The organism is Telluria sp. Soil_C_11, from assembly GCF_057657395.1.
In genome coordinates, this window is the sequence record NZ_JBDGIN010000003.1 from 438260 (window position 1) to 463231 (window position 24972).

19 protein-coding genes are annotated in these 24972 nt (G+C 65.6%); 8 read left to right on the forward strand and 11 right to left on the reverse strand.

Annotation, left to right across the window (positions count from 1 at the left end; translation table 11 throughout):
• Window positions 1-4 precede the first annotated feature (4 nt).
• Entirely contained in the window at window positions 5-652 is a 648-nt protein-coding gene (gene coq7 / locus AC3A6M_RS07610; RefSeq protein WP_487852118.1) for a 2-polyprenyl-3-methyl-6-methoxy-1,4-benzoquinone monooxygenase, read from the reverse strand.
• A gap of 38 nt (window positions 653-690) precedes the next feature.
• A complete protein-coding gene (locus tag AC3A6M_RS07615; RefSeq protein ID WP_487852119.1) occupies window positions 691-1137 on the reverse strand; it encodes a hypothetical protein in 447 nt (148 codons plus the stop codon).
• Between the two features lie 214 nt (window positions 1138-1351).
• Between AC3A6M_RS07615 and AC3A6M_RS07620 the strand changes: the two genes are divergently transcribed.
• Genes AC3A6M_RS07620 through AC3A6M_RS07630 form a run of 3 tightly spaced genes read left to right on the forward strand, consistent with a single transcriptional unit; the run spans window position 1352 to window position 6081 of the window.
• Complete coding sequence (locus AC3A6M_RS07620) at window positions 1352-2245, forward strand: ABC transporter ATP-binding protein (RefSeq protein ID WP_487852120.1); 894 nt, start codon at window positions 1352-1354, stop codon at window positions 2243-2245.
• 4 nt (window positions 2246-2249) lie between these two features.
• Window positions 2250-5831, forward strand: coding sequence for an ABC transporter permease/M1 family aminopeptidase (locus AC3A6M_RS07625; protein ID WP_487852121.1), 3582 nt, complete (start codon window positions 2250-2252; stop codon window positions 5829-5831).
• Between the two features lie 46 nt (window positions 5832-5877).
• A complete protein-coding gene (locus AC3A6M_RS07630; protein WP_487852122.1) occupies window positions 5878-6081 on the forward strand; it encodes an addiction module protein in 204 nt (67 codons plus the stop codon).
• 80 nt (window positions 6082-6161) lie between these two features.
• On the opposite strand, the gene AC3A6M_RS07635 is transcribed toward AC3A6M_RS07630, so the two are convergent.
• Window positions 6162-7262 carry an oxidoreductase gene (locus tag AC3A6M_RS07635; protein WP_487852123.1) on the reverse strand — a complete coding sequence of 367 codons (1101 nt, stop codon included), beginning with the start codon at window positions 7260-7262 and terminating at the stop codon, window positions 6162-6164.
• A gap of 85 nt (window positions 7263-7347) precedes the next feature.
• Window positions 7348-9036 carry a methyl-accepting chemotaxis protein gene (locus AC3A6M_RS07640; RefSeq protein WP_487852124.1) on the reverse strand — a complete coding sequence of 563 codons (1689 nt, stop codon included), beginning with the start codon at window positions 9034-9036 and terminating at the stop codon, window positions 7348-7350.
• Window positions 9037-9542: 506 nt separating this feature from the next.
• On the opposite strand from AC3A6M_RS07640, the gene AC3A6M_RS07645 reads away from it, so the two are divergent.
• Both AC3A6M_RS07645 and AC3A6M_RS07650 read left to right on the forward strand, forming a co-directional pair.
• Window positions 9543-10037 (forward strand): hypothetical protein, encoded by a 495-nt coding sequence (locus tag AC3A6M_RS07645; protein ID WP_487852125.1) that lies wholly within the window; start codon window positions 9543-9545, stop codon window positions 10035-10037.
• Between the two features lie 24 nt (window positions 10038-10061).
• Window positions 10062-10373, forward strand: coding sequence for a hypothetical protein (locus tag AC3A6M_RS07650; protein ID WP_487852126.1), 312 nt, complete (start codon window positions 10062-10064; stop codon window positions 10371-10373).
• Between the two features lie 74 nt (window positions 10374-10447).
• Here the strand turns inward: AC3A6M_RS07650 and AC3A6M_RS07655 are convergent, their stop codons facing one another.
• The 4 genes from AC3A6M_RS07655 to AC3A6M_RS07670 form a co-directional block, all read right to left on the reverse strand.
• Window positions 10448-13126, reverse strand: a complete 2679-nt coding sequence (locus AC3A6M_RS07655) for a DNA topoisomerase III (RefSeq protein WP_487852127.1) — start codon at window positions 13124-13126, stop codon at window positions 10448-10450.
• A gap of 274 nt (window positions 13127-13400) precedes the next feature.
• Window positions 13401-13868, reverse strand: a complete 468-nt coding sequence (locus AC3A6M_RS07660; protein WP_487852128.1) for a Smg family protein — start codon at window positions 13866-13868, stop codon at window positions 13401-13403.
• 107 nt (window positions 13869-13975) lie between these two features.
• Window positions 13976-15130 carry a DNA-processing protein DprA gene (dprA, locus tag AC3A6M_RS07665; protein ID WP_487852129.1) on the reverse strand — a complete coding sequence of 385 codons (1155 nt, stop codon included), beginning with the start codon at window positions 15128-15130 and terminating at the stop codon, window positions 13976-13978.
• Between the two features lie 81 nt (window positions 15131-15211).
• Window positions 15212-16345, reverse strand: coding sequence for a LysM peptidoglycan-binding domain-containing protein (locus AC3A6M_RS07670; protein WP_487852130.1), 1134 nt, complete (start codon window positions 16343-16345; stop codon window positions 15212-15214).
• 279 nt (window positions 16346-16624) lie between these two features.
• Between AC3A6M_RS07670 and def the strand changes: the two genes are divergently transcribed.
• Both def and fmt read left to right on the forward strand, forming a co-directional pair.
• Entirely contained in the window at window positions 16625-17161 is a 537-nt protein-coding gene (gene def, locus AC3A6M_RS07675; RefSeq protein ID WP_487852131.1) for a peptide deformylase, read from the forward strand.
• Between the two features lie 11 nt (window positions 17162-17172).
• On the forward strand, window positions 17173-18120 hold the full coding sequence (gene fmt / locus AC3A6M_RS07680) for a methionyl-tRNA formyltransferase (protein ID WP_487852132.1): 948 nt from the start codon (window positions 17173-17175) through the stop codon (window positions 18118-18120).
• 34 nt (window positions 18121-18154) lie between these two features.
• Here the strand turns inward: fmt and AC3A6M_RS07685 are convergent, their stop codons facing one another.
• Window positions 18155-18385, reverse strand: coding sequence for a BrnA antitoxin family protein (locus AC3A6M_RS07685; protein ID WP_052233632.1), 231 nt, complete (start codon window positions 18383-18385; stop codon window positions 18155-18157).
• A gap of 320 nt (window positions 18386-18705) precedes the next feature.
• Here AC3A6M_RS07685 and metH point away from each other — a divergent pair, with 320 nt between their 5' ends.
• Window positions 18706-22473, forward strand: coding sequence for a methionine synthase (metH, locus tag AC3A6M_RS07690; protein WP_487852133.1), 3768 nt, complete (start codon window positions 18706-18708; stop codon window positions 22471-22473).
• A 278-nt stretch (window positions 22474-22751) separates the two neighbouring features.
• Here the strand turns inward: metH and AC3A6M_RS07695 are convergent, their stop codons facing one another.
• Both AC3A6M_RS07695 and AC3A6M_RS07700 read right to left on the reverse strand, forming a co-directional pair.
• On the reverse strand, window positions 22752-24029 hold the full coding sequence (locus AC3A6M_RS07695; protein WP_487852134.1) for an ABC transporter permease: 1278 nt from the start codon (window positions 24027-24029) through the stop codon (window positions 22752-22754).
• 1 nt (window position 24030) lies between these two features.
• On the reverse strand, window positions 24031-24972 hold the full coding sequence (locus tag AC3A6M_RS07700) for an ABC transporter ATP-binding protein (protein WP_487852135.1): 942 nt from the start codon (window positions 24970-24972) through the stop codon (window positions 24031-24033).

Here is a 24972-nt window from a genome sequence, read left to right on the forward strand (position 1 = left end):
CGCGTCAGATGTAGTAAGCGGTGGTGGTCATCACCTTCGACATCGCCCGCATCGCCATGCGCACCGGCAGCGGCATCTCGGCCGCGCCCATCGCCTGCGCCTTCGCGCCGTGCTCGATCTCGTCGACCCGCATCTGGTCGACGATGGCGCGCGACTTGGCGTCCTGCGGCGGCAGCTGGTCCAGGTGGCTGTTCAGGTGGGCCTCGACCTGGCGCTCGGTCTCGACCACGAAGCCCAGGCTCTGGGCGTCGCCCATGCGCGCGGCCACGGTCCCCAGCGCATAGGCGCCGGCATACCACAGCGGATTCAGGAGGCTGGGCTGGGAACCCAGCTCGGACAGGCGCTCGGCCGTCCATGCCAGGTGGTCTTCCTCTTCGCGGCCGGCCTGGCGGAACTGCTCGCGCATCGCCGTGCTGCCGGCATGGCGCGCCTGCGAGTCGTACAGCGCCTGGGCGCAGACTTCGCCGACGTGGTTCACGCGCATCAGGCCGGCGCTGTGGCGCGCCTCCTGGGCATTCAGTTCGCAGTCGCGGGCGACGGCGCCGGGATTCGGGCGCGAGGCCTTGGCCACGCCGCCGACCACGCGCAGGGCGCGGTCGAAGCCGGCGATCAGGTTGTCGAGGGGGTTGATCGAGCGGGTCAGGTTGTCCATAACTTAAGCTTGCATAGTCGATACGCTTGAAAGCGTCATTATATGCCTTGCCCGTCCTGCCCCCGGTCCGCTTGGCCCTGCCGTTGCCGCTGCAGCCAGTCGTGCACCGGCCCCGCCACTTCCAGCTTCGAGATGTTCTTCGCCACGCCCAGGTTCAGCTCCAGCAGGAACGGGATCGAGTCGGGCGGCACCTCGGGACAGGTCTCGCCGAAGACCGCCATGAAGCGCGCCGACTGCAGGGTCGGCAGCACCTTTTCCCCGCTCATGAACTGCAGGATGCTGGTGATGGTGTGGCCGCCGCCGATGCTGTGGTAGATGAAGCGGTTGTAGTCGCGGTCGACCTTCGCGAAATCGATGGCCTCCTTGGTCATCAGCCCGGCAAGGTAGTACAGCCCGGTGGCGACGCGAAACCAGTCGGTCGCCTCGACGCGGGTGCGGCCCTGGCGCGTGACGGCCAGGATCTTGTCCTCGATGATGGTATCCATGAGCACATTATGCATCGATCCGCGCATGGATAGGAAGTTGCCAAAGTGGACAGGAATTTTCCCCTGCCGTATGCTGGAGCGCTGTTTCCACTGCGCCCTGCTCCCTCAAATTTGCAATCTGGGCCGGTGAAACTGCCGTGTGTCGCAAGGGCGCTGTCGCTGGCGCTTCTTTTTAATACAATGCAATTGTCGTCAAAATACGCAGATTCTCACTATGGAACTAGACATCCGCAACCTGTCCAAAACCTACGCCAACGGCGTGGTGGCGCTGGACGCGGTCACGCTGAGCATCCCGCCCGGGATGTTCGGCCTGCTCGGGCCGAACGGCGCCGGCAAGTCGACCCTGATGCGGATCCTGGCAACCCTGCAGGAATGCGATTCCGGCTCGGTGTTCCTGGACGATATCGACGTCCTCGACGAAAAGGATGAAGTGCGCCGCCTGCTCGGCTACCTGCCCCAGGATTTCGGCGTTTACCCGAAAGTGACCGCTTACGAACTGCTCGACCATTTTGCGCAATTGAAGGGCCTGGCGAACCGCACGCGCCGGCGCGAGGTGGTCGACGGCCTGCTCCAGCAGACCAACCTGTTCGAAGTGCGCGACCAGCGCCTGGGCACCTTCTCGGGCGGCATGAAGCAGCGCTTCGGCATCGCCCAGGCCCTGCTCGGCGACCCGCAGCTGATCATCGTCGACGAGCCGACCGCCGGCCTCGACCCGCAGGAACGGGTGCGCTTCCACAACCTGCTGTCCGACATCGGCCAGGACAAGACCGTGATCCTGTCGACCCACATCGTGTCCGACGTCGCCGACCTGTGCGCCAACATGGCGATCATCAACAAGGGCCACGTGCTGCTGTGCGGCGAGCCGGCGAAACTCATCGAAGGCATCGAAGGCCGGATCTGGGCGCGCTTCGTCAGCAAGCCCGAGCTGCTCGCCTTCCAGAAGCGCCACACCGTGATCTCGACCCGCCTGCTGAGCGGGCGCCCGATGATCCACGTGTATGCCGAGCGCTATCCGGGCGACGATTTCGAACCGGTCCACCCGACCCTCGAAGACGTCTATTTCGCCACCATCGCCGGCCGCCACAACGCGCAAGCGGGAGACTGCTGATCTCATGCGCGCGCTCTACGCCATCGCGCTGTTCGAAGCCCGGCAGCGCCTGAAGCTTCTCTCGACCTGGATTTATTTCTTCGGCTTCCTGGCGCTGGCGATGTTCTGGGTGGCGGCCGCCGGCGGCGCCTTCAAGGACATCACCATCTCCTTCGGCGGCCGGGTGCTGGTCAACGGCCCGCGCCAGGTGGCGCTGTCCTCGGCTTTCCTGGGCTGCTTCGGGATCGTCGTGGCGGCCGCCATGATGGGCCGCTCGGTGCAGCAGGACTTCGAATACGAGACCCATCACTTCTTCTTCAGCGCGCCGATCCCCAAGTACGCCTACGTGTTCGGTCGCTTCCTGGGCGCGCTGGCGACGATGGCCGTGGTGTATTCCTCGATCGTGCTGGGCAACCTGCTGGGCGCCCTGCTGCCGGCGGTCGACCCGTCGCGCGTGGGGCCGTTCTCGGCCCTGGCCTACCTCGCGCCCTACTTCCTGACGCTGCTGCCCAACCTGTTCATCTTCGGCGCCATCTTCTTCGTGCTGGCCGCCCTCACGCGGCGCATGCTGCCGGTCTACGTGTCCGGCGTGGTGATGATGATCGGCTACCTGGTGGCGCCTTCGCTGGCGCGCGACCTCGATTACAAGACCCTGGCCGCGCTGATCGACCCCTTCGGCACCACCGCCCTGATCCGCCTGACGGAATACTGGACCATCGCCGAACGCAATGCGCGGCAGGTAGGGTTCGAGGGCGTGTACCTGGCGAACCGCCTGATCTGGTCGGCCTTCTCGCTGGTCGTGCTGCTGCTCGGCTACTGGCGCTTCAGCTTCATGTCCAGCCCCGCGACCCGGCGCGCGGCCGCGCGCGGCGAAGGCGAGACCGCGGCGGCGGTGTCCCGGCCGGCCGCCGCCACGCGCGAGGAGCCCGACTTCGCGGCCCGCAGCCTCGGCCTGCTGCTGCTGAAGTCGGCCTGGCTGGAGCTGCGCGAATCCGGCAAGAACATCTACTTCGCGGTGATCGCGCTGGCCGGCGTGCTGATGCTGGTGGTCAGCTCGCTCGACCTGGGCGCCATCTACGGCACCAAGACCTATCCGGTCACCTACATGGTGCTGGAGCTGATCCGCGACGTGTTCGCGCTGTTCCTGCTGATCGTCACCACCTTCTACGCCGGCGAGATGGCCTGGCGCGAGCGCGAGGCGCGCATGGCCCAGATGCTGGACGCGCTGCCGGTGCCGAGCTGGCTGCCGCTGGCCGCCAAGACCCTGGCCCTGGTCGGCCTGCAGGCCGTGCTGCTGCTGGTGGCGATGGTGTGCGGGATGCTGATCCAGCTGTTCCGCGGTTACGTGGCGCTGGAGCCCGGCCTCTACCTGTTCACCCTGTTCGGCGTGCTGCTGCCGAAGTATGCCCTGGTGGCGGTGCTGGCGATCGCGGTGCAGGCCATCGTCAACCACAGGTACCTCGGCTACTTCGTGCTGGTGCTGTACTACATCGCCAGCATCACCCTCGGCGCGCTCGGGCTGGACCACCCGATGCTGCTGTACGCGGCGCTGCCGGACGTGACCTATTCGGCGATGAACGGCTTCGGCCACTACCTGGCGCTGCAGCGCGCGCTGCTGGTGTACTGGGGCGGCGCCGCGCTGGTGCTGCTGGCGGCCGCGCTGGTGCTGTGGCCGCGCGGCGTGGCCGACAGTTTCAAGGACCGCCTGCAGCTCGCGCGCCAGCGCCTGAGCCCGGGCGTGCTGGGTGCCTTCGGCCTGGGCGCGCTGCTGTTCCTGGGGACCGGGGCCCTGCTCTGGTACAACCTGGAGCACCTCGGCGCCTATCAATCCGCCTGGACCAGGGACCGCCTGCACGCCGAGTACGAGCTGCGCTACCGCCGCTACGCGAAACTGCCGCAGCCGCGCATCACCGCCGTCGACCTGCAGGTCGACATCATGCCGGCCAGCCGCACCCTGAAGGTGAAGGGCGCCTACCAGCTGGAAAACCGCAGCGGCGCGCCGGTCGCCGAACTGTTCCTGACCCAGCAGCCCGGCCCGACCCTGCGCCCGCGCTTCTCGCAGCCGGTGCGGCTCCTGGCGGCCGACGCGGAGCGCGGCTTCTACCGCTATGCGCTGGCGACGCCGATGGCGCCGGGCGCCCGCATCGCCCTCGAATTCGAACTCGAGGATGCGCCCGGCGGCGTGCTGGGCCTGGGCCGCGAGACGGCCGTGGTGGCCAATGGGACCTTCTTCAGCAACGCCATCCTGCCCCACATCGGCTACCAGCAGAGCGTCGAGCTGAAGGACGACCGCGACCGCAAGCGCCACGGCCTGGCGCCGAAGGAGCGCATGGCGGCGCGCGAGGACGACGCCGCGCGCGCCAACAACTACCTCGGCAGCGACGCCGACTGGATCCGCTTCGACGCGGTCGTCAGCACTTCGCTCGACCAGATCGCGGTGGCGCCCGGCACCCTGGACAGCGAATGGATGGCCAAGGGCCGCCACTACTTCCACTACCGGATGGACAAGCCGATCCTGAACTTCTACACCTTCCAGTCGGCGCGCTACGAAGTGCGGCACGACCGCTGGCAGGACGTGACGATCGACGTCTACTACCAGCCGGGCCACGACTTCAACGTCGACCGCATGATCGGCGGCGCCAAGGCCGCCCTCGAATACGGCAGCAGGCAGTTCGGCCCCTACCAGCACCGCGAGCTGCGCATCGCGGAGTTCCCGCGCTATGCGTCATACGCGCAGGCGGCGCCGGGCGTGATCGCCTTTTCCGAGAGCGCCGGCTTCATCGCCAGGGTCGATCCGGAATCGCGCAAGGACATCGACTACCCGTATTACATCACCGCACACGAGGTCGGGCACCAGTGGTGGGCGCACCAGCTGATCGGCGCCGGCAGCCGCGGCGCCACCGTGCTGTCCGAGAGCCTGGCCGAGTACACCGCACTGATGACGATGAAGCGCAGCTTCGGCTCCAGCAAGATGCGGCGCTTCCTGCGCTACGACCTCGAGGAATACCTGATGGGCCGCGCCACCGAGGCCAGGAAGGAGCTGCCGCTGGCGCAGAACGAGGACCAGCCCTACATCCACTACCGCAAGGGCAGCCTGGCGATGTACCTGCTGCAGGACCTGCTGGGCGAGGACGCCGTGAACGGCGCGCTGCGCCAGCTGCTGGCGGAAAACGCCTTCCGCGGGCCGCCCTACCCGACCGTCACCACCCTGGTCGAGAAGCTGCGCGCGATCGCGCCGCCGGACAAGGCCTACCTGATCGACGACCTGTTCGAATCCATCGTCCTGTACGGGAACCATGCCGACAGCGCCGCCGCGCGCCGCCGTGCGGACGGCAAGTACGAGGTGACGATCCGCGCCACCGCCGGCAAGGTGCGCGCCGGCGAGCTGGGCGAAGAGCGGGAGGTGCCGCTGAAGGACTGGATCGAATTCGGCGTCGACGACGACAACGGCAACCCGCTGGCGCGCGAACGCCGCCTGGTCGAACACCGGCTTCAGACCGTGACCCTGGTGGTCGATGGACGGCCGGCGCGGGCCGGTATCGACCCGGACAACAAGTTAATTGACAGGAAACCAACAGATAATATGGTCCCTGTCGACATACCGTAAAGTTCACGCTATGATCAGCTCACAATTTCCTGTTAGGAGCACAAGGATGTCCACCGTCGCCGAACTGGCCACACAGATCCAGCAACTTTCCGCCTCGGAAAAGCGCGAGCTGCTGCAATTGCTGCTGACCGATAGTGACGAGCCGGAGCAGGACGCCGACGAAGCCTGGCGCGCCGAGATCGTGCGCCGCGTGAAGGCGATCCGCAACGGCGAAGCGGCGATCCGCGCCTTGCAGGACTGGCAGGAATAATCCTGCCGCTGCCGCTCTTGCGGCAGACGTAAAAAAACCGCGAAACGATTCGCGGTTTTTTTACGTCCATGGCTGGCGTCTCAGACTTCGCTCGTCTTGATGTGGGCAAGCGGCTGGAGCAGGCCGAAGTCGAATTCCTCCAGCCCGCCCCCGTTCACGGCCCGGCGTGGCCAGTCGCGGTTGGCGAGGGCCGACTTGCCGAGCGCAACGATATCGGTATCGCCCCTGGCCAGGATGGCTTCGGCCGCTTCCGGCGTGCCCAGTTTGCCGTTGGCGATGACCGTCAGCTTGCCGAAGCGTTTGGCGTAGCCGGCCAGGGTGTCGCCATCGCTGTTCGCCTTACCGAAGGCGGGCGCTTGCGCATCGTGTTCGGTGGTGTGGATGTAGTCGGCACCGGCGGCCGCCACCCGTGAAAAGATGATCTCGGCATCCTGCTGGCCGTTGGCCCACTTGTGATCGTAGTCGTTCACCTTGCCCTGGGAGATGCGGATGCCGACCACGAAGTCCGCTCCGACCGCCGCGCGCACCGCCTGGATCACCTCGGCCAGCAGGCGCACCCGGTTTTCGGTCGAGCCGCCGTAGCGGTCGGTGCGCCGGTTCGCGTAATCGGTCAGGAACTGGTCGAGCAGGTAGCCGTTGGCGCCATGCACCTCCACGCCATCGAAACCCGCCTGGCGCGCGCGCAGCGCGGCGGCGGCGAACGACTGGATCACGCCGGCGATTTCCTGTTCCGTGATCTCGCGCGGCATGCGGTACGGCCCCTCGCCGCGGTAGAAGCCCAGTTGCTCCCCCTTCGGCTGGACCGCCGATGGGCCGACCGATTCGCCGCTCCAGTGATTACCCTGGCTCAGCGCGCCGGCATGCATCAGCTGCATGATGACTTTGGCGCCGGCGCCATGGATCGCCTCGACCACCGGCCGCCACGACTGCGCCTGGCGATCGTCGGCGATGCCCGGCTGGTGCAGGTAGCCCTGGCTGTGGGCCAGGTCGGGATAGATGCCCTCGGTGATGAGGAGACCGAAGCCGCCTTCGGCGAACCCCTGGTAATACCGGACCATGTCTTCGGTAACGAGGCCGTCCTCGGTGGCGCTGATGCGGGTCATCGGCGCCACGGCGATGCGATTCTTGAGCGATACAGACCCTAACTGGACCGGGGTGGACCAAGCGTGCTGCGATGTCATCGTGGATTCTCCATGCAAATAATTTGCTTAGTGTAGAACCCACATTGGCATAGGTACCGCACGTTTCCTTTGCGTCAAGCTCCCGTCAGAAGGTTTCCCACTCATCGCCGGCCGGCACCGGCTCCCTCTTCGGCCGAGGGATCGGCGGCCGAGGGGTCAGAGTCCGGCTTACGCGGGGGGACTCTGACCCCGGTGCCAATTGGCGGCGCGTCGGAAAACCGGGATCCCGACCGGTACGGAAGGTAGCGACCAGCCCGGCCAGGCCGGCCGCCTGGTCCTGCATCGCTTCCGCGGCGGCAGCGGCCTGTTCGACCAGGGCGGCATTCTGCTGGGTCACCTGGTCCATCTGGACGATCGCCTGGTTGACCTGCTCGATGCCGGAGCGCTGCTCGTCGCTGGCCGCGGCGATCTCGCCGATGATGTCGGAGACACGCTTGACGCTGCCGACCACCTCTTCCATCGTGGCGCCGGCCTGGTCGACCAGGCGCGAGCCGGTCTCGACCTTCTCGACGGAGTCGCCGATCAGGCCCTTGATCTCCCTGGCGGCGGCGGCGGAACGCTGGGCCAGGTTGCGCACCTCGCCGGCCACGACCGCGAAGCCGCGGCCCTGTTCGCCGGCGCGCGCCGCTTCCACCGCCGCGTTCAGCGCCAGGATATTGGTCTGGAAGGCGATACCGTCGATGACGCCGATGATGTCGGCGATGCGGCGCGCCGACTCGTTGATCGAGCCCATGGTGCTGACCACCTGGGCCACCACTTCGCCGCCGCGCACGGCGTTCTCGGCGGCCATCGCCGCCAGCTGGTTGGCCTGGCGCGCATTGTCGGCGTTCTGCTTCACGGTCGAGGTCAGCTCTTCCATCGACGACGCGGTCTCTTCCAGCGAACTGGCCTGCTGTTCGGTGCGCGAGGACAGGTCCTGGTTGCCGGCGTTGATCTCGGTCGAGGCGGTGGCGATGGCGTCGGTGCCGGCGCGCACGCGGGTCACGATGTCCAGCAGCGAGGTATTCATGTCCTTCAGCGCTGCCATCAGCTGGCCGGTCTCGTCCTTCGAGCGCACTTCCACGCTTGCCGTCAGGTCGCCCTCGGCGACGCGCTTGGCGACGTTGACCGCATGGCCGAGCGGCGCCGTGATGTTACGCGCCAGCCAGATCGCCACCGCCGCGCCCAGCACGACGGCGATGATGCCGCCGCCGATCAGGGTGCGCGACATGGTCGTCGCCAGCGAGGCGGCGTTCATGGCGCGCTCGCCCATCAGGCCGGATTCCTCGCTCTTGATGTCGGCCACCAGCTTGCGCATCGCATCCATGCCCTGCTTGCCCCTGCCCTCCTGCTCGGCGGCCACGACGGCGGCCATGTCGGCATCCTGGGCGCCGCGGCGCAGCTTGATGGTCGGATCGATGGCGCTGTCGAGCCACTTTTGCTGCTCGGTTGCCAGGCGCTGCAGGCGATCCTGCTGGCGCGGGTTGTCCGCGGTCAGCTTGCGGGCTGCCTCCACGTGCTGGCGGAACGCGTCCTTGCCGGCGTTGTAGGGCTCGAGCGAGGCCTCCTTGCCGGTCAGGGCGAAGCCGCGTTCGCCGGTTTCGATGTCCACCAGGGCCATCAGGGCGGCATCGACCTCGCCCAGCACCTGGTAGGTGTGGATGTTCATCTGGTTGGCGCTGCCCAGGCGGGCGAAGTTGAAGTAGGACTGGCTCACCAGCACGATCAGGAGGGCAACGACCACGCCGAAGCCGAGGCGCAGGCGGGTCGCAATGTTGAGGTCGGAAAGTCTCATTTCAGTGTGTGGGAATTGAGTGATTTGCGAAGTTGCAGCACGGAAATATACCTGATTTTGTCGGATTTTTTTACCACAACCGCATTTTCGTTAAATTTTTGAGACACTCGTACGCCCCGGAGCTCCGCCCCTGTCCTGCCTGCCCTTGCCGGGCGGGCCTGGCGCCGGCGCACCGGTGAATGCTCCGGTTACCAGGAGCGCCCGACAAAACCTCATGGCAGCGTTGCACCGTCTCACCTGCAGGTATCGTTAAACGCTTGAAATGACTTTCCGGTTTTTTATTTAGCCTTATCAAACCGTTTCTCGGCCGTTCAATACGATTCAATTCTCCATTAAAAAATAGAAAATAATATGGACTATAAAATGCCGGGATTCCCCGACATTTAACTAAATACGGAACATCGACGAAAACGTTTTCCCCGCTTTCTTCGCTTGATTAATTCCCGCACCCGCCTAAACTGGCCATCACGCTGTAAATACGGCGTTAGAAAACCTGGGGAGGGATGATGAGTTCAAAACTAGTTTCGCGCGCCATCGCGATTTCTCTGGCATTCGTCGCAGTCGCCGCCTCGGCAGATTCGCCGCACTTCGTCAAGGGGCCGACCGCCTCCCTCGACGGGGACGGTAACTACACGGTCAGCTTCAAGGAAGTGGGATTGGGAAATCAACCGATTACTTATTCCCTGACCGCGACAGAAGCTACATTTACCTTCCAATGTTTTAACCCCGCGGGAAATAAACCGCAAGGCGCGCCGAATGGCCAAAGCCTTTCGAATATCAGCACATTCACCACGCTGGATCCACGCAATGGCCAGATTACCGGGTCCATTACAATGTCGCCGCAAAAAGGCGATGCAAGCTGCCAGGGCAATGCGATGAAGCTATGCCTGATTGCCGTCGATTATAAAGGAGTGCAATTCACGGAGGAAACCACGCCGATCGGACCGATTTCAATGCCCAACAAGTCACTGACCTTGGCGAAACCGGACTGCAGTTACTGATCACGCCGGAAATGGTTTGACACCATGCTCGAGGATCATCGTCAAATCGTGAAAGCGCAGGTGGCCGCGCACCTGCGCGCACGGCAGCAAGCGCTGGCAAGGATGCCAGCGCCGGAACCGCGCATCAGCAACGCCATGCTGCTGGCTTCGCCCTTCGGCAAGTTGCCCCAGGACGCAAGCCTGGCAGCCCACACCACTGGCCGCAGCACGACGCTGGCGCCAGGCAACCCGGCACCGCCTGCGCCGCCCCAGGAGCCCGACCTGTGGATGAGCGGCATGGCAACGGTGCTCGGAGTGGCGGTACTGCTGTCGGCATTGCGGAGCGTCTGGGAATAGCCGGCCCTGCCTTCGGGCGGCTCCAGATAAAAAAACGCGGGTCATGCCCGCGTTTTTCATGGGAAACAGCAGGCTTACTCGCCCGCCGCCTTCTTGGCCGCCGTGGCGCGCTTGGCCGCCGGCTTCCTGGCCGCGACCGCCTTGGCCGCAGGTTTCTTCGCCGCCGCTGCCTTGGCGGCAGGCTTCCTGGCGGCGGCCTTGGCGGCCGGCTTGGTCGCTACCGCCGTGCCGCCCTCGTCCCCGCCCTCGTCGGCGCCGGCCTTGCCCTTTGCGCCCGGCTTGGCCTTGCGCTCCTCGAACTCGAAGCTGATCTTGCCATCCTTGCCGCGCACCAGGTAAGCCTTGAACGGACGGCGCGTACGCTGCGAGACGAAGCCCGGCAGCAGGTCGGTCTTGCCTTCGTTCAGCAGCTTGGCCATCTGGTCCGGCAGGATCTCCTGCTGCAGGATGATGCGGCCGCTGCGGAAGTCGCAGGTCTTGGGCTTGGCGACCTGGTGTTCGCACACATAGGCCAGGCCCATCTCGTAGACGCCGCCGTTGCACTTCGGGCAGGGGCCAAGCGGGGTCTGGCCGGTGAAGTCGACGCCCTCGCCTTCCTCGCCCTCGTCCTGGTCCTGGCCGAAGTCGAACTCCAGCTTGTAGTTGTGGATGTCCTCGTCTCGCACGATGCGCAGGATCGCCGCGAACGGACGTCCCATCTTCGAGCGGAAGCCCTGCAGCGGGCCGATGGTGCGCTTCTGCAGGAGTTCCTCGACTTCCTCGATCTCGAACTGGCGGCCGCCCGGCACCTTGCTCATCGAGAAATCGCACTTGGTGCAGGCGAAGCGGCGGTAGTTTTCCTTGACCACGCCGCCGCAGTTCGGGCACGGCGTCTTCAGGGTGGCGTACTCGCCCGGGATCGTGTCGTTGTCGTATTCCTTGGCGCGCTTGACGATGATCTGGGTCATCTGTGCGATCTCGCGCATGAACTCTTCACGCGAAATCTGGCCCTTCTCCATCTGCGACAACTTGTATTCCCACTCGCCGGTCAGTTCCGGCGCGGTCAGCTCGTTCACGCCCAGGCCGCGCAGCAGGGTCATCAGCTGGAATGCCTTCGCGGTCGGGATCAGGTCGCGGCCTTCGCGCAGCAGGTATTTCTCGGTCAGCAGGCCCTCGATGATGGCGGCGCGCGTCGCCGGCGTGCCGAGGCCCTTGCCGGCCATGGCGTCGCGCAGCTCGTCGGAATCGACCAGCTTGCCCGCGCCTTCCATCGCCGACAGCAAGGTCGCTTCGTTGTAGCGTGCGGGCGGTTTCGTCACCAGGCCGTTCGGCGTGACCTTGTCGGCCAGCACTTTCTCGCCCTTGGCGACCGGCACCAGGGTCGCGCCATCCTTGTCGTCGCCAGCGGCTTCCTTGCCGTACACGGCCAGCCAGCCGGGGTTGGTCATGACCTTGCCTTCGGTCTTGAACTGGTGGCCCGAGACTTCGGTGTAGCGGGTCGTGACGAGGAACTCGGCGGCCGGGAAGAACACGGCCATGAAGCGGCGCGTGACCAGGTCGTACAGTTTCTGTTCCGGCTCGGACAGGTTCTTCGGCACGACGCCGGTCGGGATGATCGCGAAGTGGTCCGAGATCTTGCTGTTGTCGAAGATGCGCTTGTTCGGCTTGACCCAGCCCTTGTCGAGGATCTGCTTGGCGAACTGGTGGTAGTTCGCATTCCCCTTCAGCACTTCGAGGGTCTGCTTGACGGTGCCGATGTAGTCTTCCGGCAGCGCGCGCGAATCGGTACGCGGATAGGTCAGCACCTTGTGCTTTTCGTACAGCGCCTGGGCCAGGCCCAGGGTGTTCTTGGCCGAGAAGCCGAAGCGGCCGTTGGCTTCGCGCTGCAGCGAGGTCAGGTCGAACAGGGCCGGGGCCATCGAGGTGGTCGGCTTCGATTCCTCGGTGACGACACCCTGCTTGCCGTGGCAGGCCACGACGATGGATTCGGCGGCGGCCTTGCTCCACAGGCGTTCCGCACGCTTTTCCGGATCGTTCTCGTCCTTCTTGAATTTCGTATCCAGCCAGCGCCCTTCGTAGACGCCGGCGGCGCAGACGAACTCGGCGCGCACTTCCCAGTAGTCGCGTGGCACGAACTTGCGGATCTTCTCTTCGCGCTCGACCACGATCGACAGGGTCGGGGTCTGCACGCGGCCGACGGTGGTCAGGAAGAAGCCGCCCTCCTTCGAGTTGAAGGCGGTCATGGCGCGGGTGCCGTTGATGCCGATCAGCCAGTCCGCTTCCGAGCGGCAGCGCGCGGCGTCGGCCAGCGGCATCATCTCTTCGTCGCTGCGCAGGTGGGCGAAGCCGTCGCGGATCGCGTTCGGCGTCATCGACTGCAGCCACAGGCGCTTGACCGACTGCTTGGCCTTGGCGTTCTGGGCGATCAGGCGGAAGATCAGCTCCCCTTCGCGGCCCGCGTCGCATGCGTTGATCAGGGTGGTGACGTCCTTGCGCTTGATCAGCTTGTTCAGCACCTTGAGGCGCGATTCGGTCTTGGCGATCGGGTTCAGCGCGAAGTACGGCGGGATCATCGGCAGGTGGGTGAAGCTCCACTTGCCGCGCTTGACGTCGTACTCCTCCGGCACCGCGATCTCGAGCAGGTGGCCGACGGCGGACGACAGGACGTATTCGTCGGATTCGAAATACTCATCGTGCTTGGTAAAGCCGCCGAGCGCCTTGGCGATGTCGTTCGCCACGGAGGGTTTCTCGGCAATGATGAGGGCTTTGGTCATATGGTTTCTCTGTGTGTTCGATAGTCGCGGCTCGCGCATCATACATGACGGCGGCCGCACGGATCACGATCCCTTCCCCGGGATGCCTGTCCGTTGATAGCTTGTTGGTAACAATTGGCGATTTGCGGCAAATGATAAGCGGGTTGACGCGCACTCCGCAAGTACACAATGCCAGCGGTACGCAGAGGGAAAATACGCCGCATCTTGCTTTATTGCAAGAAAAAACGGGGCCGCAGCCCCGTTTTCGTCATGACGATTGTGAAATCTCAGTGTGTTAGTGCAGCAGACGCGGTTCGGCGTCTTCGTCTTCGTCAGCGCCGAAGAGGTCGTCGAACATGAGCGCATCCGGCTCCTTGCCCTGGCTCCACAGCAGCATGAGGATGATGATTTTGAGCTTGCCCAGCGTGACCGGCGACTCGTCCAGCGCCAGCGCGCGTTCGATGACGATCTCGCGCTGCGAGGCGGTGAGCAGGCCGGCCAGTTCGAGGAACTGGATGAAGCCGATGGCAGCGGTGCCGAGGGTGTCGACTTCTTGCGATACATAAAAACGGGTGCCGCTGGATTCCAGGGCGGGATTGGTGGTGCCGGCCATTTCGGTGAGGCCGTTCAACCAGTCCAACGCTTCGGAAATTTCGACATCGTCGAAACCGACGGCGGACAGCTTGCGGGCAAGCGCTTCCGGCTCGGGGCAGGCATCGGGACGGTAGTACGTCTCGTAAAGATAGACTAGGATGTCGAACATGGTGACGCTACTGTAGCAGCTAAGTTCGCCCCGGCACAAGTGCGTTACAAGGTCGACTGCCGTCCAGAAACATCACCGTTGTTTATCGGCCTTATTCGCTTCTCTACTCACTTCACCACTCTTTGCACCCTGCCACCAGGCTGCCGTTCCAGCATTCCAGCGAGCTCCAGCGCGAGCAATTGGCTGCTCAATAATGCCGGGCCGATGCCCAGCGTGGCCAGTAAAGAATCGGGCTCGACCGGGTCGTGGCCGAGCGCGGCCAGCAGGGTTTCGGCGCCGGCCGGGAGGGCGCCGGCCTTGGCCCCGGTCGGCTCGCCGCCGCACTCCGCTTGCGCGCATGCGCGTGCGTGAGCGGGCCGGCGCGCCAGCGGCGACAGCGCCATCGCTTCCTGCACGTCGGCCGCCGTATCCACCAGCTTGGCGCCTTCGCGGATCAGGATGTGGCAACCCTTGGCCAGCGTGGCGTGGATCGAGCCGGGAATCGCGAACACGTCCCTGCCCTGCTCGGCCGCCTGGCGCGCCGTGATCAGCGAGCCGGAATGGACCGCCGCCTCGACCACCAGCACGCCGGCCGCCAGTCCGCTGATGATCCGGTTGCGCTTCGGGAAATTGCCGGGCAGCGGAGGCGTGCCGACCGGGTATTCGCTGACGATGCAGCCGTCAAGGGCGATGCGCTCGGAAAGAAAGCGGTTGCGCGCCGGGTAGACCAGGTCGGGCCCGGTGCCGACCACGGCGACGGTCGAGCCGCAGCCCTTCAGCGCGCCTTCGTGGGCCGCCGCATCGATGCCCAGCGCCAGGCCGGACACGATGCACAGGCCGGCGCCGGACAGGCTTTCCGCGAACGCCAGCGCATTCGCCCTGCCCTGGGCGCTGGCATTGCGGCTGCCGACCATCGCCAGCATGGGCGATGCCAGCAATTCCACACGTCCTTTTATATAGAGCAGCAGCGGCGGATCGGGAACTTGCGCCAGCAGTTCCGGATAGCCGGGCTCGCCCAGCGCCAGCACATGGTGGCCCGGCTGTTCGCGCCAGCGCAAGGTGGCGTCGAGCAGCCGTTCCAGCTCGCCCGACGGCGGCGCGCGCAGGGCACGCGCCTGGGCCGGACCCAGGTGGGCGGCCAGCGCCTCGGCGCCGGCCGCGAAGATGGCGTCGACACCGCCGAAGGCCTCCAGCAGCTTGAGGCCGGTACGCGGCCCGATGCCGCCCGTGCGTTCCAGGCGCAGCCAGGCCGCCAGGCGGCCGGCGCTCATGGGCATTTCCATGGCGCCTCCAGAAACACAGCGGCCGCTGGATTGACTGCAGCGGCCGCTTTGGGGTGGGGGTCCGTGTCCTGCACGGCAGATTTACTCCGGTGATTTCGCCACGTCGCCGATCTGCACCGGCAACGTCACTTGCATGACCAGTCCATACGAAACATGGCCGAACACCCGGAAAATGAACAGTTCGCCATACTGCTCGTCCGGCATCCGTATCGTCGACTTGCCGAAGCCGAGGAAGCCTTTGCTGCCGCCCGGGTCCTGGATCGTCTTCCCGAGATGATAGAGCTGCAGGACGGAGCCGACATCGAGTCCGTCAAGCGCGCCCCGGTTGACAGTCACGACCTGGCTCTGCGCGGCGTAATTCGATTCGGTGGCCATCGACATGACGCGCGCCGTCACCGGCGTGGCCGGCGCATGCGGCACGTAGTTCCGCAAGGGCATGGGCGGCGTGGGCAGCAGGCGGTCGCCGACGCCCATTTCCTGCACCGAGCGGGTGACCGTGAAGGTGTGCACGTCCACGCCCGGCTTCGCTTCCGCCACTAGTTTGGCGGCGCCGACATAGGCGGCTTCGTGGGCGATGACCTTGCCGGTGTCGGGGTCGACCAGCTTCTTGCCCGGACGGAAGACCTGGAAGCTGGTGGCGCCGTTCAGCGGACCGCGCACATAGATGCGGTCGTCTTCGGCCAGGTAGACCCGGGTTTCCGGCGTGGCGGCGATGCGCGGGGCCGCGTCCAGCTCGTGCGGCTCGACCACCAGCGGCTGGGTCAGGAAAGGTTCGATCACGCTCGACGGGATCGAGGGCACGGCATCGGCGCCCAGCGCCTCGGTGCGGACCTGGGGCGCCAACCTGGTCACCGGCGGCAGGCCGGCCTCGGCATCACTGGTTCCGGGCTTCACCAGCGTCAGGCGGCCGTGGGCGCGGTCGAAATAAATGATCTGGCCCGGGTAGATCCAGTGCGGATTGCGGATCTCGTCGCGGTTCATGCCCCAGACTTGCGGCCAGCACCAGGGATGCTCGAGGAAAGTGCCGGAAATATCCCACAGGGTGTCGCCCTTGACGACACGGTGCTGGTCGGGCGCGTTCGGGCGGAAGCTGCAATGCGGGCCAGCGGCGGCGGGCGCGGCCTGGGCGGGAGCGGCGAACATGGCGGCGGCCAGGGCTGCCGTGGCGAGATGCCCCGCGAGCGGTCGGGCGACGCCTGTGCTAAAATTTTTCATCAAAGAGTCCGTAAAGTGCGGCATAAAACACATCGGCCTGCATGGCGCGAAACAGCAAACGACTCCCTGACTGCACGCCGCATCCAAAAGGTTGCTGTACTGAAGGGTTGCCGAACTGAATCAAATTCTGCCCACAAATCCTTGAACTAGCAAGACAAGCGCGTCCTGCTGCGAGCGCGGCATGTTGCTTTTATGTCCGTACGGCAACAATAACACGACTTGCAAAGGCACGGCGGACTCCCCATCTACGCATCACTGACAGAATATAAATAGACAGCCATGGCTTTACTGAACATCCTCCGCTATCCCGACCCGCGCCTGCACAAGGTGGCCAAGCCGGTCACCGAATTCGACGCGCGCCTGCACAAACTGGTCGAGGACATGGCCGAGACCATGTATGACGCCCCGGGCGTGGGCCTGGCCGCCACCCAGGTCGACGTGCACGAGCGCGTGATCGTGATCGACGTGACCGAGACCCACGATGAGCTGATCGTGTTCGTCAACCCGGAAATCACCTGGTCCAGCCCGGAAAAGCAGGTCTACGACGAGGGTTGCCTGTCGGTGCCCGGCATCTACGACGGCGTCGAGCGCCCGGCGCGCGTCAAGGTCAAGGCCGTCGACCAGTACAACAAGCCGTTCGAGATGGAATGCGAAGGCTTGCTGGCGGTTTGCATCCAGCACGAAATGGATCACTTGATGGGCAAGGTCTTCGTGGAATACCTGTCGCCGCTCAAGCGCAACCGCATCAAGACCAAGCTGCAGAAGGAAGAGCGCGCCCAGCAAAACAGCGGACCCAAGGCCGCCGGCCGTCGTTGATGGCGGCGCGCATGAAGGTCGTGTTCGCCGGCACCCCGGAGTTTGCCGCCGTGGCACTGCGCGCCCTGATCGGGGCCGGCTTCGAGATTCCGCTGGTGCTGACCCAGCCGGACCGCCCGGCCGGGCGCGGCATGCAGCTGCAGGCGTCCGCGGTCAAGCAGGTGGCGCTGGCGCATGGCATCGAGGTGCTGCAGCCGCTTTCCTTACGCATGGATAGCAAAGATCCGCAGCGCGCCGAAGAGGCGAACGCCGCCCACCAGCGCCTGCTGGCCACCGACTATGACGTGATGGTGGTGGCGGCCTATGGCCTGATCCTGCCGCGCTCCACCCTCGACATCAAGCCCTGCATCAATATCCACGGCTCCCTGCTGCCGCGCTGGCGCGGCGCCGCGCCGATCCACCGTGCGATCGAAGCGGGCGATGCCGAGACCGGCGTGACCATCATGCAGATGGAAGAAGGCCTGGATACCGGCCCGATGCTGTCGATGGAGCGCTTGCCCATCCTGGACACGGACACCACCGGCTCGCTGCACGACAAGCTGGCGGACCTGGGCGGCCGCATGATCGTCGCTGCCCTGAACCGCATGGCGGCGGGCGGATTGCACGCCGAGCCGCAGCCGGAAGCAGGCATCACCTATGCCGCCAAGATCAGCAAGGACGAGGCGAAGCTGGACCTGCAGCGCCCCGCCGCCGAGCTGGCGCGCAAGGTGCGGGCATTCAATCCCTTCCCCGGCGCGCATGCGCAGGCGGGCGGCGTCACCGTCAAGATCTGGAATGCGCAGGCGGTCGACGCCAGGGGCCGGCCCGGCCAGGTCCTGTCGGCGGACGCTCAGGGAATCGTGGTGGCTTGCGGAGAAGGCGCGCTGCGCCTGACGGAACTGCAGAAGCCGGGCGGCAAGCGCCTGGCGGCAGGGGAATTCCTGAAGGGATTTTCGTTCGACGGCGTGTCGTTCGAGTAAACAACGAAGGGGGCGACATTGCCCCCTTTTTCGCTTAGTGCTGCTCGCCCTGAGCACGCACACGATTCGCTTCCATATACTCGCGCAGGACCTGGTTGATGCGGGTCTGGTAACCCGGGCCTGCCGACTTGAACCACTCCAGCATGTCGACGTCCAGGCGGATCGTCACGATCTGCTTCACGCCGCTCACGGCGTTCTTGTTCACGGTGCTTTCTTCGGTGCGGGTTGCCGGCTGATCCCATTCAGGCACATATTCTTTGTTCATTGCAATTCTTCCCATTGAGGCGGCGGACGACGGGTCCGCACATTCCGTTCGATTTGGAGGTGGGCCGCGCCAGCGGCGGCTCCATGGAATTAATTGTCGTCTCTGTATGTATCCGGGAAATTGCTAATTAGCCTCATTTTGTATCGCACTGTAACAATGTGGCTTTTGATACATAACGTTACAAACGTCTTTACGCTGGCGATGATTTCGCACTGCTTCGGTGCATTTTGATGCAGTGCGGCTTGACATCCGGACTAACTCTGCTAGTGAAGGTATAATTTCAGATCCCCCTCAGTAGATCCGCCCTGGAAAGACCAACGATGACCACCGCCGCCCTCGCCACCTCTCCCGTCGACGCCCAGCTCCGCGAGATTCTCGCGCGCCGCATCATGATCCTCGATGGCGCGATGGGCACGATCATCCAGCAATACAAACTCGACGAGCAGGCTTACCGCGGCGAGCGCTTCAAGGACTTCAGCGCGCCGGAAGGCAGCGGGGCCCGTGAGCTCTTCGTCAAGGGCAACAACGAACTGCTGAACCTGACCCAGCCGCAGATCATCCAGGAGATCCACGAGCGCTACCTCGCGGCCGGCGCCGACCTGATCGAAACGAATACCTTTGGCGCGACCGGCATCGCCCAGGACGACTACCACATGGCGCACCTGGTCTACGAGATGAACGTGGAGGCCGCCAAACTGGCGCGCGCCGCCTGCGCCAAGTATTCGACCCCGGACAAGCCGCGCTTCGCCGCGGGCGCCCTCGGCCCGACCCCGAAGACCGCCTCGATCTCGCCCGACGTGAACGACCCGGCGGCGCGCAACGTCACGTTCGACCAGCTGGTCGCCTCGTATTACGAACAGCTGCGCGGCCTGGTCGACGGCGGCGTCGACCTGCTGCTGGTCGAGACCATCTTCGACACCCTGAACTGCAAGGCCGCCCTATTCGCGATCGACCAGTACTTCGACGAGCATCCCGACACGCCGCGCCTGCCGCTGATGATTTCCGGGACCGTCACCGACGCCTCGGGCCGCATCCTGTCCGGCCAGACCGTGCCCGCCTTCTGGAATTCGGTGCGCCATGCGAAGCCGCTGACCATCGGCCTGAACTGCGCGCTGGGCGCGGCCCTGATGCGCCCGTACGCGCAGGAGCTGTCGACCATCGCCGACACCTTCGTGTGCATCTACCCGAACGCCGGCCTGCCCAACCCGATGAGCGACACCGGCTTCGACGAACTGCCGGCCGATACCTCGAACCTGCTGAAGGAGTTTGCCGAAGCGGGCTTCATCAACGTGGCCGGCGGCTGCTGCGGCACCACGCCGGAACACATCAAGGCCATCGCCGACGTGATGGCGAAGGCCACGCCGCGCGCCGTGCCGGAAGTGCCGACCGCGCTGCGCCTGTCGGGCCTGGAGCCGTTCACCGTCGACGATTCCTCGCTGTTCGTGAACGTCGGCGAGCGCACCAACGTGACCGGCTCGAAGGCCTTCGCGCGCATGATCCTGAACGAGCAGTTCGACGAGGCGCTGTCGGTGGCGCGCCAGCAGGTCGAGAACGGCGCCCAGGTCATCGACATCAACATGGACGAGGCGATGCTCGATTCGCAGGCGGCCATGACGCGCTTCCTGAACCTGATCGCATCCGAACCGGACATCTCGCGCGTGCCGATCATGATCGACTCCTCGAAGTGGAGCGTGATCGAGGCCGGCCTGAAGTGCGTGCAGGGCAAGGCCATCGTCAACTCGATCTCGATGAAGGAAGGCGAAGAGGAATTCCTGCGCCAGGCCAAGCTGTGCCGCCGCTACGGCGCCGCGGTGATCGTGATGGCCTTCGACGAGCAGGGCCAGGCCGACACCTTCGAGCGCAAGATCGAGATCTGCAAGCGCGCCTACGACGTGCTGACGCAGAAGGTCGGCTTCCCGCCGGAAGACATCATCTTCGACCCGAACATCTTCGCGATCGCCACCGGCATCGAGGAGCACGACAACTACGCCGTCGACTTCATCAACGCCACGCGCTGGATCCGCGAGAACCTGCCGCACGCGAAGGTGTCGGGCGGCGTGTCGAACGTGTCCTTCTCCTTCCGCGGCAACGATCCGGCGCGCGAAGCCATCCACACCGTGTTCCTGTACCACGCGATCAAGGCCGGCATGACCATGGGTATCGTCAACGCCGGCATGATCGGCGTGTACGACGACCTGGCGCCGGAACTGCGCGAACGCGTCGAGGACGTGGTGCTGAACCGCCGCAAGGACGCCACCGAGCGCATGATCGAATTCGCCGGCACTTTAAAAGCCGGCGGCAACAGGCAGGAAGCGAACCTGGAGTGGCGCAATGCCGCGGTCGAGCAGCGCCTGTCGCACGCGCTGGTGCACGGCATCACGCAGTGGATCGTCGAAGACACCGAAGAAGCGCGCCAGAAGATCGACGCCGCCGGCGGCCGTCCGATCCAGGTAATCGAAGGCCCGCTGATGGACGGCATGAACATCGTCGGCGACCTGTTCGGCCAGGGCAAGATGTTCCTGCCGCAGGTGGTGAAATCGGCGCGCGTGATGAAGCAGGCCGTGGCCCACCTGATCCCCTTCATCGAAGCCGAAAAGGCGGAAGAGGAACGCCGCACCGGCATCGTCGCGAAACCGAAGGGCAAGATGGTGATCGCGACCGTGAAGGGCGACGTGCACGACATCGGCAAGAACATCGTCTCCGTGGTCCTGCAGTGCAATAACTTCGAGATCGTCAACATGGGCGTGATGGTGCCCGCCGCCGAGATCCTGGCCAAGGCCAAGGAAGAGAACGCGGACATCATCGGCCTGTCCGGCCTGATCACCCCGTCGCTGGAAGAGATGGCCTACGTGGCGCGCGAGATGCAGCGCGACCCCTACTTCCGCGAGCGCCAGATCCCGCTGCTGATCGGCGGCGCCACCACCAGCCGCGCCCACACGGCCGTCAAGATCGCGCCGCACTACGAAGGCCCGGTCGTGTACGTGCCGGACGCCTCGCGCTCGGTGTCGGTCGGCCAGGCCCTGGTCAGCGCCGATACCCGCGACGCCTACGTGGCCGAACTGGCCGGCGACTACGAACGCATCCGCGAGCAGCACGCCAACAAGAAGGCGCTGCCGATGGTGAGCCTGGAACAGGCGCGCGCCAACAAGGCGAAGCTGGACTACGCGCCCGTGAAGCCGAAGTTCATCGGCCGCCGCGTCTTCAAGAACGTCGACCTGGCCACCATTGCGCGCTACATCGACTGGGGTCCCTTCTTCCAGACCTGGGACCTGGCCGGCCCCTACCCCGCCATCCTCACCGACGAGGTGGTGGGCGAAGCCGCCAGCAAGGTGTTCGAGGAAGGCCAGGCGATGCTGAAGAAGATCATCGACGGGCGCTGGCTGCAAGCAAATGGCGCCATCGCCCTGCTGCCGGCCAACTCCGTCAACGACGACGACATCGAGATCTATACGGACGACACCCGCAGCGAAGTCGCCTTCACCTGGTACGGCCTGCGCCAGCAGGGCGTGAAGCCGGTGGTCGACAGCGTGCAGCGCCCGAACCAGTGCCTGTCCGACTTCATCGCGCCGAAATCGTCCGGCGTGGCCGACTACATCGGCATGTTCGCGGTGACGGCCGGCATCGGCGCCGAAAAGATCGAGAAGCGCTTCGAGCTTGAAGGCGACGACTACTCGTCGATCATGGTGAAGGCCCTGGCCGACCGCCTGGCCGAAGCCTTTGCCGAGTACATGCACGAGCGCGTGCGCACCGACCTGTGGGGCTACGAACCGCTCGAGGCCCTGACCAACGAGCAGCTGATCAAGGAAGCGTACGTGGGCATCCGCCCGGCGCCGGGCTACCCGGCCTGCCCCGAGCACACGGTGAAGGCCGAGCTGTTCGAGACCCTGCAGGCCGGGGAGATCGGCATGCAGCTGACGGAATCGTTCGCGATGTACCCGGGCGCGGCGGTGTCGGGCTTCTACTTCTCGCACCCGGAATCGAAGTACTTCGTGGTCGGGAAGATCGGGCAGGACCAGCTGGACGACATGGTTGCGCGCCGTGGTTTGCCGAAAGAGGAGCTCGAGCGCTATCTGGCGCCGAACCTGTAAGACCGTCGCCTCCGCCTCTTCCCCGTCGCCAGCGCCTCTTCCCCGTCGCCCGCGCCTCATCCCCGTCGCCCGCGCCTCTTCCCCGTCGCCCGCGCCTCTTCCCCGTCGTCCCCGCGCAGGCGGGGATCCAAGTTTGTTCGCGTATCGATAGCTCACGCAGACCTTGGATCCCCGCCTTCGCGGGGACGACGTTTTAGAGGCGCGGGGACGACGTTTTAGAGGCGCGGGGACGACGTTTTAGAGGCGCGGGGACGACTGTTAGAGGCGCGGGCCCGACGTTATGCCCGCTTGAACTTCCACATGGCCAGCAGGGTAAACAGCAAGGCAAACCCCAGCTGCGCCCCCATCGCCGGCACCGCCGCCAGCGCATCCATGCCGCGCCAGGTGATGGCGTCCAGGCCGTCGATCGCCCAGCGGGTCGGCACCGCCACCGTCAGCTTCTGCATCCATTCCGGGAACAGGAAGGACGGCATCCAGGCGCCGCCCAGCATCACCATGACCAGGACCACGAACATCGCGATGCGGCGCGCCGCTTCCGGGGTCTTGCCGAAGGCGGCGATGACCAGGCCCAGGCTGGCCGTCAGCACGCCGAAGCACAGCGCCAAACCGACGAAGCCCGCCAGGCTGGCGATATGCACGCCGAAGCCGAACACCGCCACCGCGAACACGGTACACAGCAGCGAAAAGGCGATGATGGCGCCGGACGCGGCGCGCGCCAGCAGCACCTGGGCCAGGCCCACCGGCGCGGCCAGCAGGCGGTTCCAGACCCCGCTGCGCTGGGCCAGCAGGATGCCGATGCCCATGTCGATGCCCATGAACAGGATGAACTGCACGCCCATGCCGGCGAAGGCGTGCGCATAGGCGTTGTAGCCCTGCTCCGCCATGCCGTTCACCAGCTGCCTGTCCTGCGTGGTGAAGGGCATGCTCAGGCCCTTCGCGCCTTGCCCGCCCTGCGCATCGGACTTCTGCGGCAGCGCCTGGTACTTCTGCACGCTGGCCAGCATCTCGCGCAGCGCCTTGCTGTCCGGGTCCGTCTTCGCCTTCTCGTCGAGTTGCCGCAGGCTGCGCTCGGTGAGTTCCTGGCCCATCTTCCCGCCGAACATCTCGGCGCTCACCACCGACATCACCTGCTGGGTCAGCATCCCCTTCACCATCGCCAGCACGGCCGGCTGCGAGGGGTCGTACAGCAGGGGGATGGCCGGCTTCTCGCGGTTGCCGAACAGGGCCGCGCCGGCCGCTTCGCCGAAGCCTGCCGGCAGCACGATCGCCACCTTCTTCTCGCCCTTGCGCACCGCGGCTTCCGCGGCCGCCATGGTCATCGGGGCGATGCGCAGGTTCGGATCGTTTTTCAGGCCGGCGGCGATCTTCGCGCCGACCTCGCTGCTGTCCTGCTGCACCAGCGCGACCTCGATCGCGCTGCCCTTGCTGCCGCCGCCGAACAGGGAGCCGAAGAAGGCCGCGATCACGATCGGCAGCGCCAGGCTGATGGCGAGGGCGCGGCGGTCGGACAGGAACAGGATCAGGTCTTTCCTGATGAGGGCAAGGAAGGCGGTCATGTCAGTCGCGCAGGGAGCGTCCGGTCAGGGACAGGAAGATGTCTTCCAGGCTGGTGCGGGCGGTGGCGAAGTGCAGCGGCCGGCAACCGGCCTGCTGCAGCCAGCCCATCACGGGCAAGGCATCGGCGGCCTGCGCCAGGCCGATGTCGATGGCGCCGCCCTCCGCGCTGAGCGAGGTGACGCCGCGCTGGCTGCGCAGGCCATCCAGCAGGCTCGCATGGGCCGGCTCGGCCAGTTCGACCCGCAGCGCGGCCTGGGCCGCCAGGCGGCTGTGCAGCGAGGCCGGGCTCTCGTCGGCCAGCACCTTGCCGTGGTCGACGATGACGATGTGGTCGGCCAGGCGCTCCACTTCTTCCATGTAGTGGCTGGTGTAGATCAGGGACTTGCCCTGGGCCTGCAGGGCCTCCAGGGTGTCGAAGATGGCGTTGCGGCTCTGCGGATCGACGCCGACGGTCGGCTCGTCCAGGATCAGGAGCTGCGGGTCGTGCATCAGGGCCGCGGCGATGTTCAGGCGGCGCTTCATCCCGCCGGAAAAGGTGGCCGGCTTGTCGCGCGCCCGGTCGCGCAGGTTCACCTGGCCCAGCACGGTATCGATGCGCTCAAGCAGCACCTTGCCGCGCAGGCCGTATAGCGCCCCGAACAGGCGCAGGTTCTCGAGCGCGGACAGGTCGTCGTACAGCGCCAGCTCCTGCGGCACCACGCCGATCCTGCGCTTGACGGAAACGGCGCCCGGCCCGACGCGCTCGCCGGCCAGGAAGATGTCGCCGGCATCCGGCGTGATCAGGCCGCACAGCATGCCGACGGTGGTCGACTTGCCGGCGCCGTTCGGCCCCAGCAGGCCGACGGTCTGGCCGGCCAGCACGCGGAACGAGACGCCGTCGACGGCGCGGCGTGTCCCGTACGTCTTGACCAGGTTATGCACACTCAACAAGACAGAAGACAT